Source organism: Shimia sp. R11_0 (assembly GCF_017744035.1).
Lineage (GTDB): Bacteria > Pseudomonadota > Alphaproteobacteria > Rhodobacterales > Rhodobacteraceae > Shimia > Shimia marina.
Genome location: NZ_JAGHQY010000005.1, coordinates 78,643 through 94,352, shown reverse-complemented (window position 1 = coordinate 94,352; position 15,710 = coordinate 78,643). Strand labels below are relative to the sequence as shown.

Genomic DNA, 15,710 nt, shown 5'->3' with positions numbered 1-15,710 from the left:
CCCGGATCAGGTCCGGGGCGGGAGGTGCTTTATGAACAGAGGTGATATCAGGCGCGCGCAGGTCGCAGATGCGCCTGCGATGGCGCGGATTGTCTCTGACTGGGAGGCGGCTACAGATTGGATGCCGTCGATCTATGGGCCGGAGGAGATTGCCGACATGATCCGTGAGGCAATGCCTGCGCGGGAGATGTGGGTCGTGGGAGACCCAATTGAGGGCTACCTGTCCTTTGATCCTAAGGTGAACCGGGTTGGCGGGCTCTATTGCCGGAAGAGCGGGCAGGGGCTTGGTAAGGCCCTGATGGATAAGGCCAAAGAGGGCCGAGATTTTGTCTGGCTGACCACCCATGAGCCGAACTTGAGTGCGCAGAAGTTTTACAAACGTGAGGGCTTTGTCGAAGTGAGCCGCAATGACGCGGAGCCACCGGAAACCGTGCGCGAAGTGCGGATGGAGTGGCAGCGATGAGAAATCTACTCCCGATTTTAACCGTTCTGGCCGCGATTGTGGGCATTTGGTGGTTGGCGGTGGCGCCGATGAACGTGCGCCCGGCGCTGGATATTGCCGAACGGGGCGGTGCAGTGGTGGTGCCGGAAGGCTCGGTGGAACGCCGCGATGTGTCGGTTTTCAAGCTGATGCTGGACAACCCATCGCTGGTGGCGGCTGGCTATGATCTCAAACGGCCACGGCTGCCGACACCGGCGCAGGTGGGCGAGGAGTTGTGGAAGACCACGGGGGCGATGGTGGCCAAGGGGCGGACATGGTCCAAACGCTCGCTGATCTATCACGCCTGGGTCACGTTGCAGTCGACGCTCTGGGGCTTTGTGCTTGGCACCACCGTTGGCATTCTGGGCGCGGTGGCGATTGTTTATAGCCGTGTGTTTGACATGAGTGTGATGCCCTGGGCGATCATCAGCCAGACCGTGCCGATTGTGGCGCTGGCCCCTATGATCATTGTGGTGTCCAATCAGGTGGGCATTGAGGGGCGCGGGGTGCCGAAAGCGATCATCTCGGCCTATCTGTGTTTCTTCCCGGTGCTTGTGTCGATGGTGAAAGGCCTGCGCTCCCCGACGGGCGAGCAGCTGGACCTGTTAAAAACCTATAACACCAGTGGGGTGCAGAGCTTTCTGAAGCTGAGACTGCCGGCGAGCGTGCCTTATCTTTTCACCGCGCTGAAGGTCGGCATCGCCGCTGCACTGGTGGGTACGATTGTGGGCGAGCTGCCAACAGGGGCAATCAGCGGGTTGGGTGCGCGGATCCTGATCGGTGATCAGTTTGGCACGCCGCTGGCGATCTGGTCTGCGCTGATCTGTGCGGCCATTCTGGCAGGTCTTCTGGTCACATTGATTGACATCACTCAGCGGGTGACACTGCGCAAGATGGGGTTCCACGGATGATCTGGATTGTTGCAATGCTGGTGTTTTGGGCGGCAGCCTGGCGCACCAATGTGTGGCTGGCGAACTCGGCTTATGCAAGCACGATGGTGGCGCGCATTTCGGTGCCGGTGCTGTTTGGGATCACCATTCTGGTGATCTGGGAATGCCTTGTGCGCGGCTTTGGGGTCAGTCAGGTGATCCTGCCGCCTCCCACTCAGGTGATGGTGGTGTTTGCTCAATCTACCGACCTCTTGTGGGTGGATTTTGTGCAAACGGTGCTGAAAGGCGCGTTGCGTGGCTTTCTGATGGGGGCGGCGGCGGCCTTTGTTGCGGCGCTGTTGATTGACCGCAGCGCGTTTCTGACCCGGGGGTTGCTGCCGATTGGCAATTTTGTCGCCGCGCTGCCGATTGTCGGGGTCGCGCCAATTTTGGTGAACTGGTTTGGGTTTGACTGGCATTCCAAAGCCGCCGTGGTGGTGGTGATGGTGTTCTTTCCCATTCTGGTGAACACGGTGCAGGGGCTGCGCGCCACGGACGCGATGCAGCGGGATCTGATGCGCACCTATGCGGCGGGCTATTTTCAGACGCTGCTGAAACTGCGCATTCCGGCGGCGCTGCCTTTCATTTTCAACGGGTTGAAGATTGCCACGACCCTTGCTTTGATAGGCGCGATTGTCGCTGAATATTTTGGGTCGCCCACGCGGGGCATGGGGTTTCGCATCTCAACCGGCGTCGGCAGCCTGTCGATAGATTTGGTCTGGGCTGAGATTTTTGTCTCAGCGCTTGTGGGCAGCGCCTTTTACGGGGTGGTGGCCTGGATCGAAAAACGGGTGACCTTCTGGCACCCATCACAAAGAGGTTGAACAACAACCCAAGTAATATTCAACAAGGAGAAACTTTCATGAAACTCTCGACGACTTCTTTAACGGCCGCGGCGCTTTCCCTTTTGGGCTCCGCCGCCTTGGCCGCAGATGATGTGACGCTTCAGCTGAAGTGGGTGACCCAATCGCAGTTCGCGGGCTACTACGTGGCGCTGGAGAACGGTTTTTACTCGGATGAAGACCTGAATGTGACCATCAAGCCGGGTGGCCCCGACATTGCGCCGACACAGGTGCTGGCCGGTGGCGGTGCGGATGTGACCGTGGAGTGGATGCCTGCGGCGCTGGCAGCGCGTGAAAAGGGTCTGCCGATGGTGAACATTGCGCAGCCGTTTAAATCGTCGGGCATGATGCTGACCTGCCGCAAGGATGCGGGTGTGGCTAGTACCGATGATTTTGCCGGTAAGACGCTGGGCGTGTGGTTCTTTGGCAATGAATTCCCCTTCCTGAGCTGGATGTCGCAGCTTGAGCTGAGCACCGATGGCGGGGACGCCGGTGTTGAGGTGCTCAAGCAGGGCTTCAACGTGGATCCGATCCTGAACGGTCAGGCGGCCTGTGTGTCCACCATGACTTACAATGAGTACTGGCAGGTGATTGATGCGGGTCTGACACCGGATGATCTGATCACCTTCAAATATGAAGATCAGGGTGTGGCGACGCTGGAAGACGGGCTTTATGCGCTGGAAGAAAACCTTGCCGATCCGGCCTTTGAGGACAAGATGGTGCGCTTTGTGCGTGCATCCATGAAGGGCTGGAAGTGGGCCGAAGAGAACCCGGAAGACGCGGCGATGATCGTGCTGGAGTATGACGAGACCGGGGCGCAGACCGAAGAGCATCAGGTGCGTATGATGGGCGAGATTGCCAAGCTGACCGCTGGCTCCAACGGCGCGCTGGATGTGGCGGATTATGAGCGCACGGTGGCAAGCCTGATGTCGGGTGGGTCCGATCCGGTGATCACCGCCACTCCGGAAGGCGCATGGACTCATGCGATCACTGACAAAGCGCTGAAGTAAGCGTTGAGACCTTATAGACTGAAGAGGCCGGGGGATGCCCCGGCCTTTTGCGTTGGAGGGGCTTTCAAACCTTAGAGTGGCATCTTATGTCCGGTTCGCAAGGTTACGATGGAGGCAACCATGAGCGGTAAAAAACTGACCTGCTTTAAGTGCGGGCAAATCAACCGGGTGCCTTATGACAAACTGGGCGCGGGCCCAAAATGTGGCACCTGTGGCACTGGATTGATGAGCGGCAAAGTGGCGGAGGTCGATCTGGCCACGTTTGAAAAAGCCGTGCGCAATGATGATGTGCCTTTGGTGGTGGATTTCTGGGCACCTTGGTGCGGGCCTTGTCGTCAGATGGCGCCGCAGTATCAGGCGGCCGCGCAGGATTTCAAAGGGGCGGTGCGGCTGGTGAAGCTCAATACAGAGGCGCACCGCAATGCGGGCAGCAAATACCGTATTCGCGGGATTCCCACGATGGCGGCTTTCACCAATGGCAAAGAGCGGGCCAGACAGTCCGGAGCACTGCCGAAAACAGCGATTGTGAAGTGGATCAAGGCTTCGGTCTGACACCGCCGGAGAGCGGCGGCGCTTTGCCTGCCGTGTGGAGTGTGTCGCAACGTCAGCTTGCTTTTGTCCCGTGGGCTTTGTCGCTATCGTAGGGGCAAAGAGAGGACCTGGCATGAGCGAAGAGCAACAACCAGATGGGGAAGCGACCCTGCGTGTGGTGGCAATGCCATCGGATGTGAACATCAATGGCGATATTTTTGGCGGCTGGGTGTTAAGCCAGATGGACATCGCAAGTGGCATCGTGGCGGCACAGCGGGCCAAAGGGCGTGTGACCACTGTCGCAGTGGATGCGATGAAGTTTATCCGCCCTGTGCAGGTGGGCAATATCTTATGTGTGTGGGCCTCTGTCGCGCGGGTTGGGCGCAGCTCGATGGCGATCAAGATCGAAGCCTGGGCCGTGCGCCATCGGCGCGGGATTTCAGAGAAGGTGACAGAGGCGATTTTCACTTATGTTGCCATTGACGAGGATGGCAACCCGCGCCCGGTACCACAGGAAGATGCTCCCTGGCCGCAAGGGTAGGTGCAGGAAGTCGCCCCCGGCGTCTTCGGCGTGGCCGCGCAACGGCGGGCGTGCGCCCTGATTGGGATTGCGCAAGGGTTTTGCGGCAGGCTTCATGACAGGAGGATTGTCATGGCAGAGCCATCATTGCCCTTTGGCGGGCGTCAGAAGATATTACGAGACAGCAAAACAAAGCGGGCCGCGCGCGAGGGTTTGGCGCGCAACCTGTTGGTGCTGACCTCGCAGGCCTGGGTGGGGGCTGCTGTGCGCGAGGCGGTTCCTGAGGCGTGGCATCATCTTGAGCAGGATCTGGAGGTCAGCGAGCCCAAAGAGAAAGTGACGCTCTATCTCGATCGCTCCGTGGCGCAGTTCTACCGGGCGATGGGCAAGGGGTATCAGGCGCGGATCAACCGTCTGCTGGCCACATGGGCGCAGATGAAAATTGCCGAAGAGATCCGCCATGAGGCCGATGTGATGACGTGGTTGCGGGAGGCCGAGGAGGATCCATAGAGCGCGCCGCGCTTTATTTGCGACGGTGGTGAATGGCTGCTGCATTGCCAGTCGCGCGCATATGCAGGCGAGTGGATCAGGCTTGATGGCCGTTAAAGAGGTCGGTCTCATCATGGCTGGGACGCAGCGTGCCCAGGGCCATTGCCAAGGTGAGCGCTACGGCGGGAAAGGCCAGAGAGAAACTCAAATAGGTTGTGAGCAAGGCCCAGACGGAGGCATCCTGAAACATCATCTGGAAGGCTCCGATGAGAAGCCCGGCCATGCTACCAGCAAAGATCAGAATGAGAGCCATGATGCGCCTTTCCATATGCCTTCTGGCGGGGGGCTGAGGCGAGTAGCCTTAGTGTACCCCAAATGCGTCAAGATCACTATGGGCTTTGAAATGGGGCAGCAATATGGCGCCTATGCGGCGGGAGCGTGGGTTTGTGCCGAGTTCACGTGGGGTTAACCATGCAAATACCATGCACCGGAGCGTGTGAGGTGTGCGAGCTGTTGCGCCTGCATCAGATGTGGTGCCCGCTATCCCCGCGTCAATACCCATTGTGCCGCGGAGGTCAGCCCTGCCGCTGTCAGTGCGCCCGTGGCAACCCAACCTAGATACCAGAGCTGTCCTGCCAGTTGATCCTCGGCATAGGAGGCTGCGAACTGGGTCTGGCCGTATTTGGCGGTGGCAAAGGCAAGAATGGCCCCAAGCATTGTGGCAATCGTGAGTGGCATCGGGCGCAGCTTGAAGCCTGCAAGCGTGGCGAGCAACAGGCCGATTGGCGCGCCGATGAGGAGGGTTTTCTGGCTCCACCATGGATGTGCGCCGAGGCTGCGACCTGTGTCCAGCGCGATGAAGATGGCCATGAGGATGGCGGCGATGAGGGCAGGAAGCAGATGACGCATGGAGTGGTCCTCGTGAGTGGTGGCTTAGCGAGGATGGGGGCGCGAGGCGGTGGTTTTAAGAGGTGTTACAGCGCGATGGCGGGGGTGTGATGTTTGTTGCTGGTCGCGCAGGTGTTGTGGCGGGTAAAAATTCAACTTAGAGTTTTTTGCAAGTTAGAGGAGCGCAAATGCCAGGTTCAATACTCATTGAAAATCTCAAAGGAACTGTTCGGATGGAGTATTCCATTCCAAATCCTGGTGTCCACTTGTTGTCTGGTTCCAATGGTTCTGGAAAAACGACGCTGCTAGCTTGTCTACGACGAATTGGGTTCGGGCAAGCGTTTCCTGTTCACTTTCCTTCATCGTCAGAAAGCCATCAGCTGGATGACCATGGAAACGCCAAAATTACTTATGAAATCAACGGTAGAAGTGTTGCTTATGGCTACCGCGGTGAGCGCTGGACGCCGTTGCCTAGGAGAAATGCAAATGTGTTGAATGATTTTGGTTATGCGTCAGTAGTTTTTGCGGGAGCAACAGCCGAAAGAATAACACCTAGCGCGCAAGATTTCACACCTGCGAGGATTCGGAACCCAGACGCAGCATTAGTTGCTGCTCTCAATACGATTTTTGATACTCAAAAGTTTTCCAGCTTAAAAGAAGTAAACTTAACCACCGGCGCCGGAAATAAGGCCTTCTTGCTACGGATCGCCAGCAACCCGACTAAATACCACACAGAGAAAAACTTTGGATTGGGCGAGCTCTGTGTTTTGAAACTAATTCGTTCAATTATGAATTGTCCCAATAATTCCCTTATTCTAATAGACGAGCTTGAAATGGCTCTGCACCCCAAGGCACAAATCAAGTTCGTTGAGTATTTAAAGAGAACGTCTGCCGAGAAGAACTTGACAATTCTTGTTTCAACGCACTCAGCAACACTCATAAAGTATTTTGGAAGAGGTCACCTTACTCTTTTGCAGAAAGAGAATGATAGAACAGAAGTAATTAGCCGGTGTTACCCAACTTATGCACTTGGGCATTTGGGCTTCGGGGACGAGCGAGCGCCCGATACGTTAATATACGTGGAAGATGGCGTAGCACGTGAGATTACCGAGGCTCTGATAAGATGCGTAATCTCTCGGAAATTTGGCAACCAAGCTGCCTACGCTCCCACAGTCCATTATTTAGAGGGCGGAGGCATACTCAATGTAATAAACCTTCTGAACACAGGTGGAGGAATAGTTCCAGCTCAAACCAAGGTTTGTGCGTTTCTTGATTTGGATGCAAAGACGGAAACCCTGCAGTATGCAGTTGACAATAACGATCTTCAGACGCAATTACGTTTTCAAAATTGCGAAGCCCAATTGAGGTATCTGCCTTGGACGCCCGAGGTAGGTGTGGCTCAGTACCTTTCGCAAAATCGCGCCTTGGTTGAGCAGACATTGCGTGAAAAGACAGGTGTTTTTTATCTCAATCTAAACTTGGACAATGTCGCGGAAATCCCTGAGGAACCCGGCCCGGAACAGAGACGAGCTGCGAAGAATTTACTTACATCAATTAGTTCGGAATTGGCAGATGCGATTCCGAACTGGCAAAGCGACCAAATCAGGGTGGAAATACTACGTATTTTTTCTGACGGATATTTTCACAACAATACGCAAGCTGCAATGCAGCTATTCGGTCCAGTCGTATGAGAATAGTGGCTTACTAAAACTTTCCTGTCGGTGCTGTGCCAATGGGAAACTAAGTGCAAGGTGGTTAGAGTGAGCGAAGGCAAAGCGCGTAAGCCCGCTTTGCGGGCTTTGGAGTGGAGAAACTTAAGTTGGTCAAAAGAAAACACCCGCGCCGAGGGAGCGTGGGTGTTTTTTGTTTCGACATTCAGCTGTTTGTGGGCCGTCTCACCGGGGCGCGTACGGGTTCTGGCTGCGCCAAAACCCTGCCACGCGCTGTAAGTGATTTGGCGACGCCAAACATTTACCGAGTAAATTTCTTGTGCTTGAGGCGTTTTGGCTCAAGCGCATCCGGGCCCAGACGGCGTTTTTTGTCTTCTTCGTAGTCTTCAAAGTTGCCTTCGAACCATTCCACATGGGCGTCGCCTTCAAAGGCGAGGATGTGGGTACAGATCCGGTCAAGGAAGAAACGGTCGTGGGAGATGACCACGGCGCAGCCTGCGAAATCCACCAGCGCGTCTTCCAGCGCGCGGAGAGTTTCCACGTCCAGATCGTTGGTGGGTTCGTCGAGCAGCAGCACGTTGCCGCCTTCCTTCAAGAGACGCGCCATGTGTACGCGGTTGCGCTCACCACCTGACAGCAGGTTCAGCGGTTTCTGTTGATCGCCACCTTTGAAATTAAAGGACGAACAATAGGCGCGGGAGTTCACTTGCGCATCACCAAGCTCGATGATCTCGGCGCCGCCGGAGATGGCTTCCCAGACGGTGTCTTTGTCGTTCAGATCATCGCGGGACTGGTCCACATAGCTGAGCTTCACGGTGTCGCCGTATTCCACGGTGCCCTCATCAGGCTGTTCTTGGCCGGTGAGCATCTTAAACAGCGTGGATTTACCGGCGCCGTTGGGACCGATCACGCCGACAATCCCGCCGGGCGGCAGGGAGAATTCGAGGTTTTCGATCAGCTGCTTGTCGCCAAAGTGCTTAGACAGCCCGTTGACTTCGATCACCTTGGAGCCCAAGCGAGGTCCGTTTGGAATGACGATCTGTGCGCGGGTGATTTTCTCGCGCTCAGACTGGCTGGCCAGATCGTTATAGGCGGCGATACGCGCTTTGGACTTGGCCTGACGGGCTTTCTGGCCCTGACGCATCCACTCAAGCTCGCGCTCCAGCGTTTTCTGCTTGGATTTGTCTTCGCGGGCTTCCTGCTCCAGACGTTTGGCCTTTTGCTCCAGCCAAGCAGAATAGTTGCCCTCATACGGAATGCCGCGGCCGCGGTCGAGCTCGAGGATCCAACCGGTGATGTCATCGAGGAAGTAGCGGTCGTGGGTGACGCAGAGGATGGTGCCTTTGTAATCGATCAGGTGCTGTTGCAGCCAGGCGATGGTTTCCGCATCCAGGTGGTTGGTCGGTTCGTCGAGCAGAAGCATGTCGGGCGCTTCCAGCAGCAGTTTGCAGAGCGCGACACGGCGTTTTTCACCGCCGGAGAGATCGGCGATATTGGCATCATCGGGCGGGCAGCGCAGAGCCTCCATGGAGATGTCGACCTGGCTGTCGAGATCCCAGAGGTTTTCGCTGTCGATGGCGTCCTGAAGGACGGTCATCTCTTCCATCAGCTCGTCGGTGTAGTTCTCCGCCATTTCGATGGCGATGGCGTTGAACCGATCAACCTTGTCTTTCTTTTCCTTCACACCCAGCATGACGTTTTCACGCACGGAGAGGCTTTCATCCAGCTGCGGCTCCTGTGGCAGGTAGCCCACTTTGGCCCCCTCGGCAGACCACGCCTCGCCCGTGAAGTCTTTGTCCAGACCGGCCATGATCTTCATCAGGGTGGATTTACCAGCGCCGTTGACGCCGACCACACCGATTTTCACGCCCGGAAGGAAGGACAGGTGGATGTTTTCAAAACATTTTTTACCACCGGGGTAGGTCTTGGACACACCCTGCATGTGGTAGACATATTGATAAGATGCCATGGGAGCCGACTCCGTTCGCCAAAATCACGTTAGAGCGTGTGATAGCGGAGGGCGCGGGCGGGGGCAATGGAGGTTGGTGTTTCGGATGTCAGCATTGCTCCAATGGACTCACACGCTTTGAGTGCGTGTGTGTCACTTGCTTTGCGCCTGATCTAAAACAACGACCAGACATAGCAGTGACGCACCTAGTGCGATGGGTTCCCATGTCATGCCTGTTTTAATGCCGAACTTCAATAATACGAAGTTCGAGGACTGCGCGACAACGGCTGCCACAAGAAAGAAATTTCTCCAGAATTTTTTTGATGGCTTCAAATCTGTTTGCCTGAAGTGTTGGGACGTTTGGCTGTACTGTTCAATACTAGAAAGACTAGTCAAGCGCGGGCGAAAGGGCAATGACCTGCGCGACCACGTGGAAGGAATTTGCGATGCGTTTGGTGTTGGGGGCGGCTCATCTCTCGGGATCTTGCTGCGCAAGGCCCTGTTGGCTAGCGGGGTACTGCCAGAGCTTTGTTTTGGGATAGGAAGCATTGACCTTCCCCTCACAAAAGCCCACTAAACCTCGTGCCTTACGGATTGCCATATGTTGCGCGGGGTCAGACGATTGGCCTGTTGGGAGGATCGTTTGATCCGCCTCACGCGGGCCATGTGCATCTGACGCGGGAGGCGATGAAGCGGTTTGGGCTGGATCGGGTCTGGTGGCTGGTGAGCCCCGGCAATCCTCTTAAGGCGCGCGGCCCGGCGGCATTGTCGCGACGGATGGCGGCGGCGCGGGCGATCATGGATCACCCCCGCGTGCATGTCAGCGATTTTGAGGCGCAGGCTGGCACGCGGTATACGGCAGAGACCCTTGCGGCGCTGCAAAAGAGCTTGCCGCAGGTGCAGTTTGTCTGGCTGATGGGCGCGGACAATCTGGCGCAGTTTCATCGCTGGCGCGACTGGCAGGAGATCATGGTGCGGGTGCCGGTGGGGGTTCTGGCGCGCCCCGGAGACCGGCTTGAGGCGCGTCATGCCAAGGCGGCGCAGGTGTTTCACAAGGCCCGTCTGCACCCCGCTCAGAACCGGCTGCTGAGTCGCAAAGCGGCGCCTGTCTGGGGCTTTGCCAATATGCCCATGCGCGCGATCAGCTCCACTGAGATCAGAAAAAATGGCGCTTGGACAACAAGTTAAGTTTTTTTCGTGGCGCGCAGTGAACGGCGCTTTCGCTGTAAGCAACAATTAACGCAACTTTCCTAGGCTCACCTTCGCAGGACTGGGCTGTCTTTGGTGCATTGCGCCTGAGACACGCGTGGCGGCGTTCCGATTTTGGGGCAGGCCGCGTGGCGTTTCTTGGATGGCCTCCTGACCGAGATGACAACAGCACCTCCACTCAGGTGCCTAATTGGGGGCCGCACTGCGGAACTGGGCGATGGCCTTTATTGTGAACTTTCTAACGCGTCTGCTGGACCGTTTTTTGGGTTTTTCGATCATGGGGCGGCTGCTGCTGCCGATTGTCGGATGTATCGTTGTGTTCTTTGCCAGCTCCACCGTGTGGTGGATGAATCTTCAAACTACCACCTATCAGCATGCGTTTGAAAGTGAGCTGGAGATGGCGCAGACCTTTATGGCGCCTCCGGTGGCGGCGGCTGTCTGGGATTTCAACACCGATGGGGCCAATGGCGCCATTGCCGGCATTGTGGAGATGGAAGACGCGCTGTTTGCGAAAGTATTCGTGGATGGGGACGCTTTTGCCGAAGTGGTTGTGAAAGGCGATGATGCCACGGCCTGGGACGCGCAGATCGCAGAAATTCTGGCGATGGAAGAGGCCAGCGCACGGCTGTCTGTCGGGGATGTGGAGTTCATCAAATTCCCGGTCAATCACAGCGACGGCACGGTTGTTGGGGAGATGGTGATTGGCTTCGATCTGACCCGTGTGGCGACGGCTGTGAACCAGCTGTATCTGCAATCCCTGATTGTGGGGGTGGCGATGGTTCTGGTCATGGCCTTCATCGTTTACATCATCGCGGCGAGTGTGACCCGGCCTCTGGGCGGCATCATTGAGCGCATTGATGCGCTGCGTGAAGGGGATACCGCGAGCGAGGTGCCAAGTGATACGCGCAAAGATCAGCTGGGCCGACTGGCACGTGCGGTGACGGAGTTTGTACAGACCATCAAGGCCAATAAGGCACTGGAAGAGCAATCCCAAGAGACCGCACGGGCGCAATCCGAAGTGGTTGGTGAACTGGCAGATGGTCTGAACCAATTGGCACAGGGTCAGTTGAGCCATCGCATAACAACCGCATTTGGAGACGATTATGAGATGCTGCGGGCCGATTTCAACAAGACCGCAGAGGCGCTTGATGATGTGATTGGCCGGGTGCTCGGCACGATTTCGCAGATCGAGGATGAGACCGGTTCTATGGCGGAAGGCACGCAGAACCTGGCGAAACGCACCGAAAATCAGGCGGCCACGCTTGAGGAAACCGCTGCCGCGATCAGCCAGATCACCGATAGCGTGCAGAGCGCCTCTGATCAGACCAAATCTGTTGAGAACACGGTGGATGCCACCAAGTCCGAAGCGCTGCGCGGCGGGGAAATCGTCAAGAGCGCCGTGGATGCGATGCAGGATATCAAGGACAGTGCGGGTAAGATCAGCGAGATCAACCGGGTGATTGAGGATATTTCCTTCCAGACCAACCTGCTTGCGCTCAACGCAGGTGTGGAAGCCGCGCGGGCGGGCGACAGTGGTCGTGGGTTTGCGGTTGTGGCCTCTGAGGTGCGCTCACTGGCGCTGCGCTCTGCGACCAGCGCCCATGAGATCAAGGAATTGATCGATACTTCCGCTGATCAGGTGGAAGTGGGCGTGGATCTTGTGGATCAGGCTGGTAAGGCGATTGAGGAAATCATCACAAAGATTCAGGACGTAAGCACGCTGGCTGTGCAGATTGCCGAAAGCTCCCGTGATCAGGCAACCGCGATCACCGAGATCAACTCTGGTGTGATGGATCTGGACCGCGTGACGCAGCAAAACGCAGCGTTGGTGGACCGCTCCAGCGCGCAGGGGCGTGCGCTTCAGGAGGCTGCCAGCGAGTTGGCCGAACTGGTGGCAGGCTTCCGCCCGTCTTCGGCGGTTGAGGCGATGACCGAGAATGATGAGGACATCAGCTTCCAGCGGTCTGCGTAAAGCTGATGTGTCCGGGGCGCTTGGGTGCCCCGGTTTTTTGTGCTCCAGAAGGGAGGCTGTGAGATGTCTGAGAGCTTTGTCTATTGTCCTCTGTGTGCGGCGCGTCGGGTGCCGCAGATTGGAGCGGCTCATGAGTAAGCGCATTCAGGTCTTTTGTGCGTTGACGTTTTTGTCGGCGATGGCGCTTGCCGCCACCGGATGGGCAGGTGCCGATATGGGCGCGGCCGTGACACCGAGCGCGCTGTTTCCTCCGCAAGCGGACGCACAATAGGATAGGGGGATACCTATGAGCCGGGGTGGGTGTCTGGCCCGCTCTGAGGTTGGGATGCACCAGGGATTTTGGCAGGTGTGAAGGACATGTGGCCCACAAAGGCTTTGGCATGGGTGCCCGTCTGGGCCGTGCCAGCCCAGTGCGTCAGCGGGGTATCGGCGGCCCAGAGATTGGCGAAAAGAAACCCCGGCTCTTTGGGCAGAGGGGCTTCTTCCTCGGTCACCTCAAACAGCAGCGTGCCATCCACATACCAGCGCAGGCGGTCGGGCAACCAGTCAAAGGCATAGCTGCGCAGCGTTTGGGCCGCGTCAAAGCCCAGATCCACTTTGCGATCATAGAGTTTGCCATCGACAAACCACGCGATGTTGAGGCGGGTGGTGTCCTGACCGAGAAATTCGATGTCGATTTCATCGTGGCGGGTGCCATAATGCGGCCCGGTGTAGGTGAAAAAACCTGTGACCAGTCCGGCGCCTTTGGCCGGGCGGATGCTGACCTCATAGCGGCCAAAATGGGTGCGCTCCTTGCGACGTAGTGAGGCCCCGAGAAAACGGTTGTCGGCGTTGTCTTGCGGAGTGAGCGTCAGGTGCAGTCCTTTGTCGATATGTAGGTTGTCGCGCGACCAGTCCGTGTCAAAAAACGGATGAGAAAACCTGTAATGCGCGATGGCCCAGTGCCTGTGCCAGTCTGGTGTAATGGGCTTCTTAAATGTTTCCAGAAGTGTTGGTCGCTGTGCCAGCACGGTACCCGACTCTGCGGGAGCAGTTGTTGCGAATGCCAAGTAGATAGCTGCAAAGAGCCCACAGCGCGCGCTGCGGTTTGCGTGTGATTTTCCCATGTCTCAGGTCCCCACCCGATATCACGTTTAACCTTCTGTTAACCATGATCTAGGAGTGGATTTAAATGGGAGCGGGGCAAGCGAAAAAGGGTTAAGTGGTTAACGATTGGGTCGAAGAGCCGCGCAGCGAACCGTATGGCGCGCTGGGGGCTGACTTCATCGGGAAACTGGGGGCAGGAGGCTAGAGCGGTGAGCCTTTGACCTGAAACACTTATTCTCGGCCTTTCTCATGCGGTCAAACGCAAAAGGCGATCTGATTGGCTCACATAAAACGCAAGGTGCTTTAAGGGCAGGTCTTGGCTTCGATTGTGACACGGCGGTTGCGGCGGGAATTGGAGGGGATATCTGGCAAAGGCAGTGTTTCGCCCAAAGAGCGCACGTCGAGAATGCGGCTCTTATCGGTGAGGCCGATCTTGAGCGCCTCGGCAACAGCCTCTGCGCGTCGGAGCGCAAGCGCCTGATTGGTCTGCGCGCTGCCAATCGTGTCTGAATGCCCGGTCAGCCGCAGACAGGCCGTACGCATGGGCGCGCTTTCCAATACGGCGGCCACTGTGGCCAGTTTGACTTTGGCGGTGTCATCCAGCCGGGCCCCACCGGAGGGAAAGAAAATATGACTTTCCTCAATATCATCAGGCAGGGCGCTGGCAGCGGGCGTTTGCGCCGCTGGCACCGGCTCTGAGGTGAGCAGGGGGCAATTTTCCGCAGGAACGCCATAGGCGGCCTGCATCTGGCTACAGATTTCATCGGGTGATAGCGCCCAAGCGCCGGGCGTAGAGAGCAGACCACACAGCCCCAGTGCGATGGGGCGAAAACCAAAAAACCGCATAACAAAACTCCTCACCCTAAAAAGGCTATGGGCGAGGGGTTTATTTTTTCTAAATCGCACTTCGGAACCCTCATCAAATTTCTTTACCATTTGTTGAAGATTGGTTGCCATCATGTTCTGGTATTGTTCGTTTGGTGTTGGTGGTCTGCATGGTTGCAGAAGGTCCTCTGGCGGGGCGGCATGCGTGGATTGACACGCTGCGCCTGTTTGCCGGAATTTCCATGATTGGTCTGCATGTGACCGCAGATGCGCAGGGGCAGCCCTTCCCTGAGGCGACGGCTGCGGAGCGCGTTGTGCCGATGCTGTTGCGTACGGTGCTTTATACGGCCCGTACGGAGCTGTTCCTGATAGTGTCTTTGCTGCTTTTGTTGATGGCGCAGGCGCGGCATCGGCGCAGCTATGGCGTGGTGATGCGGGATCAGGCGCGGCGCCTGTTGGTGCCTTTCGTGTTCTGGACGGTGTTTTATGCGGGGTTTGGGCTGATCAAGGCGCAGGCGTTTGGCTATGGCGCGGCGCAATGGGAGAGGGTGAGCTCCGTGCAGGGCTGGCTGGGATTCCTGCTTCTGGGGGATGTGAAATACCATATGCATTTTATCCCAACGCTCTTTGGTTTGGTGCTGATGTATCCGGCCTACCAAAGCGCGCGCAAACAGCCCGTTTGGGGTTTTTTGATTTTGGCTTTTTTGTTTTTAAAGAGTGCCTTGGAGGGTGAAATTTACCCTCTTTTGTGGGGCGGCGATGCGCTGCCATATGTGATGCGCGCGGTGAAAATTCTGACCTATGCAGGCTATGGGTTTCTGGCGGGCGCGGTTTTGGGGCTTTGGGAGCGCAGCAGCGCGCAGGTGCGTGCAGAGTGGTTTGCGCCGCTGGCGCTGTTGGCCGCAGCGTTGTTTGCGGTCAAGCTCTTGGCGACGGTGCAGGTTGTGATGCAGGGGCGATGGGATCTGACAGATCCGGCCGCCTATTGGGCAGACTATATGATGCCGGCCGTGCTCTTGCTCCTGTGTTTGAGCCGCGCAGATCGCAGCTGGCCCTGTTGGAGCAGCCGTTTGGCGCGCTACACTTTTGGGCTTTATCTCTGCCATCCGATGTTTCTGGATCTGGCGGAGATTGCCCTGCGTGACAGCACGCTTTCGCCAACAGCGCTGATGGTTCTGGAACTGCTTTGGACGCTGCCGATGACCGGTTTGGCTGTCTGGGGCTTGGCAGGGTGGCGCGGCACCGCCTGGACGGTGGGGCTTGGGCCGCTGCCTGGCATGGGTCGCCGTCTGAAGCCGCAAGATATCTGA

The 15,710-nt window shown here is 57.2% G+C and carries 17 protein-coding genes; 12 read left to right on the top strand and 5 right to left on the bottom strand.

What is annotated here, in order from left to right:
* The first annotated feature begins 31 nt into the window (after nt 1-31).
* The 7 genes from J7382_RS11845 (at nt 32) to J7382_RS11815 (ending at nt 4,823) form a co-directional block, all read left to right on the top strand.
* Entirely contained in the window at nt 32-463 is a 432-nt protein-coding gene (locus J7382_RS11845; protein WP_209069240.1) for a GNAT family N-acetyltransferase, read from the top strand.
* Nucleotides 460-1,392 (top strand): ABC transporter permease subunit, encoded by a 933-nt coding sequence (locus tag J7382_RS11840; protein ID WP_209069239.1) that lies wholly within the window; start codon nt 460-462, stop codon nt 1,390-1,392. The genes J7382_RS11845 and J7382_RS11840 overlap by 4 nt, the downstream gene beginning before the upstream one ends.
* Nucleotides 1,389-2,234, top strand: coding sequence for an ABC transporter permease (locus tag J7382_RS11835; protein WP_209069238.1), 846 nt, complete (start codon nt 1,389-1,391; stop codon nt 2,232-2,234). The genes J7382_RS11840 and J7382_RS11835 overlap by 4 nt, the downstream gene beginning before the upstream one ends.
* A 38-nt stretch (nt 2,235-2,272) precedes the next feature.
* Nucleotides 2,273-3,262, top strand: a complete 990-nt coding sequence (locus J7382_RS11830; protein WP_209069237.1) for an ABC transporter substrate-binding protein — start codon at nt 2,273-2,275, stop codon at nt 3,260-3,262.
* 120 nt (nt 3,263-3,382) lie between these two features.
* Nucleotides 3,383-3,814: a thioredoxin TrxC gene (trxC, locus tag J7382_RS11825; RefSeq protein ID WP_058241583.1), complete on the top strand. Its 432-nt coding sequence runs from the start codon at nt 3,383-3,385 to the stop codon at nt 3,812-3,814.
* 112 nt (nt 3,815-3,926) lie between these two features.
* Nucleotides 3,927-4,334 (top strand): acyl-CoA thioesterase, encoded by a 408-nt coding sequence (locus tag J7382_RS11820; protein WP_209069236.1) that lies wholly within the window; start codon nt 3,927-3,929, stop codon nt 4,332-4,334.
* A gap of 111 nt (nt 4,335-4,445) precedes the next feature.
* Nucleotides 4,446-4,823 (top strand): BrnA antitoxin family protein, encoded by a 378-nt coding sequence (locus tag J7382_RS11815; protein ID WP_209069235.1) that lies wholly within the window; start codon nt 4,446-4,448, stop codon nt 4,821-4,823.
* A gap of 76 nt (nt 4,824-4,899) precedes the next feature.
* Here the strand turns inward: J7382_RS11815 and J7382_RS11810 are convergent, their stop codons facing one another.
* Both J7382_RS11810 and J7382_RS11805 read right to left on the bottom strand, forming a co-directional pair.
* Entirely contained in the window at nt 4,900-5,115 is a 216-nt protein-coding gene (locus tag J7382_RS11810; RefSeq protein WP_209069234.1) for a hypothetical protein, read from the bottom strand.
* Between the two features lie 227 nt (nt 5,116-5,342).
* Entirely contained in the window at nt 5,343-5,711 is a 369-nt protein-coding gene (locus tag J7382_RS11805) for a hypothetical protein (RefSeq protein WP_209069233.1), read from the bottom strand.
* Nucleotides 5,712-5,878: 167 nt separating this feature from the next.
* Here J7382_RS11805 and J7382_RS11800 point away from each other — a divergent pair, with 167 nt between their 5' ends.
* Nucleotides 5,879-7,381 (top strand): AAA family ATPase, encoded by a 1,503-nt coding sequence (locus J7382_RS11800; protein WP_209069232.1) that lies wholly within the window; start codon nt 5,879-5,881, stop codon nt 7,379-7,381.
* A gap of 280 nt (nt 7,382-7,661) precedes the next feature.
* Here the strand turns inward: J7382_RS11800 and ettA are convergent, their stop codons facing one another.
* Nucleotides 7,662-9,329 (bottom strand): energy-dependent translational throttle protein EttA, encoded by a 1,668-nt coding sequence (gene ettA / locus J7382_RS11795; protein WP_209061092.1) that lies wholly within the window; start codon nt 9,327-9,329, stop codon nt 7,662-7,664.
* A 561-nt stretch (nt 9,330-9,890) separates the two neighbouring features.
* Between ettA and J7382_RS11790 the strand changes: the two genes are divergently transcribed.
* The 3 genes from J7382_RS11790 (at nt 9,891) to J7382_RS11780 (ending at nt 12,760) form a co-directional block, all read left to right on the top strand.
* Nucleotides 9,891-10,496 carry a nicotinate-nucleotide adenylyltransferase gene (locus tag J7382_RS11790; protein ID WP_209069231.1) on the top strand — a complete coding sequence of 202 codons (606 nt, stop codon included), beginning with the start codon at nt 9,891-9,893 and terminating at the stop codon, nt 10,494-10,496.
* A 238-nt stretch (nt 10,497-10,734) separates the two neighbouring features.
* Nucleotides 10,735-12,489: a methyl-accepting chemotaxis protein gene (locus J7382_RS11785; protein ID WP_209069230.1), complete on the top strand. Its 1,755-nt coding sequence runs from the start codon at nt 10,735-10,737 to the stop codon at nt 12,487-12,489.
* Nucleotides 12,490-12,619: 130 nt separating this feature from the next.
* Nucleotides 12,620-12,760, top strand: coding sequence for a hypothetical protein (locus J7382_RS11780; protein ID WP_209069229.1), 141 nt, complete (start codon nt 12,620-12,622; stop codon nt 12,758-12,760).
* Nucleotides 12,761-12,773: 13 nt separating this feature from the next.
* On the opposite strand, the gene J7382_RS11775 is transcribed toward J7382_RS11780, so the two are convergent.
* Both J7382_RS11775 and J7382_RS11770 read right to left on the bottom strand, forming a co-directional pair.
* A complete protein-coding gene (locus tag J7382_RS11775; protein ID WP_209069228.1) occupies nt 12,774-13,595 on the bottom strand; it encodes a family 16 glycosylhydrolase in 822 nt (273 codons plus the stop codon).
* 283 nt (nt 13,596-13,878) lie between these two features.
* Nucleotides 13,879-14,421 carry an OmpA family protein gene (locus J7382_RS11770; RefSeq protein WP_209069227.1) on the bottom strand — a complete coding sequence of 181 codons (543 nt, stop codon included), beginning with the start codon at nt 14,419-14,421 and terminating at the stop codon, nt 13,879-13,881.
* A gap of 149 nt (nt 14,422-14,570) precedes the next feature.
* Between J7382_RS11770 and J7382_RS11765 the strand changes: the two genes are divergently transcribed.
* Entirely contained in the window at nt 14,571-15,710 is a 1,140-nt protein-coding gene (locus tag J7382_RS11765) for an acyltransferase (protein ID WP_209069226.1), read from the top strand.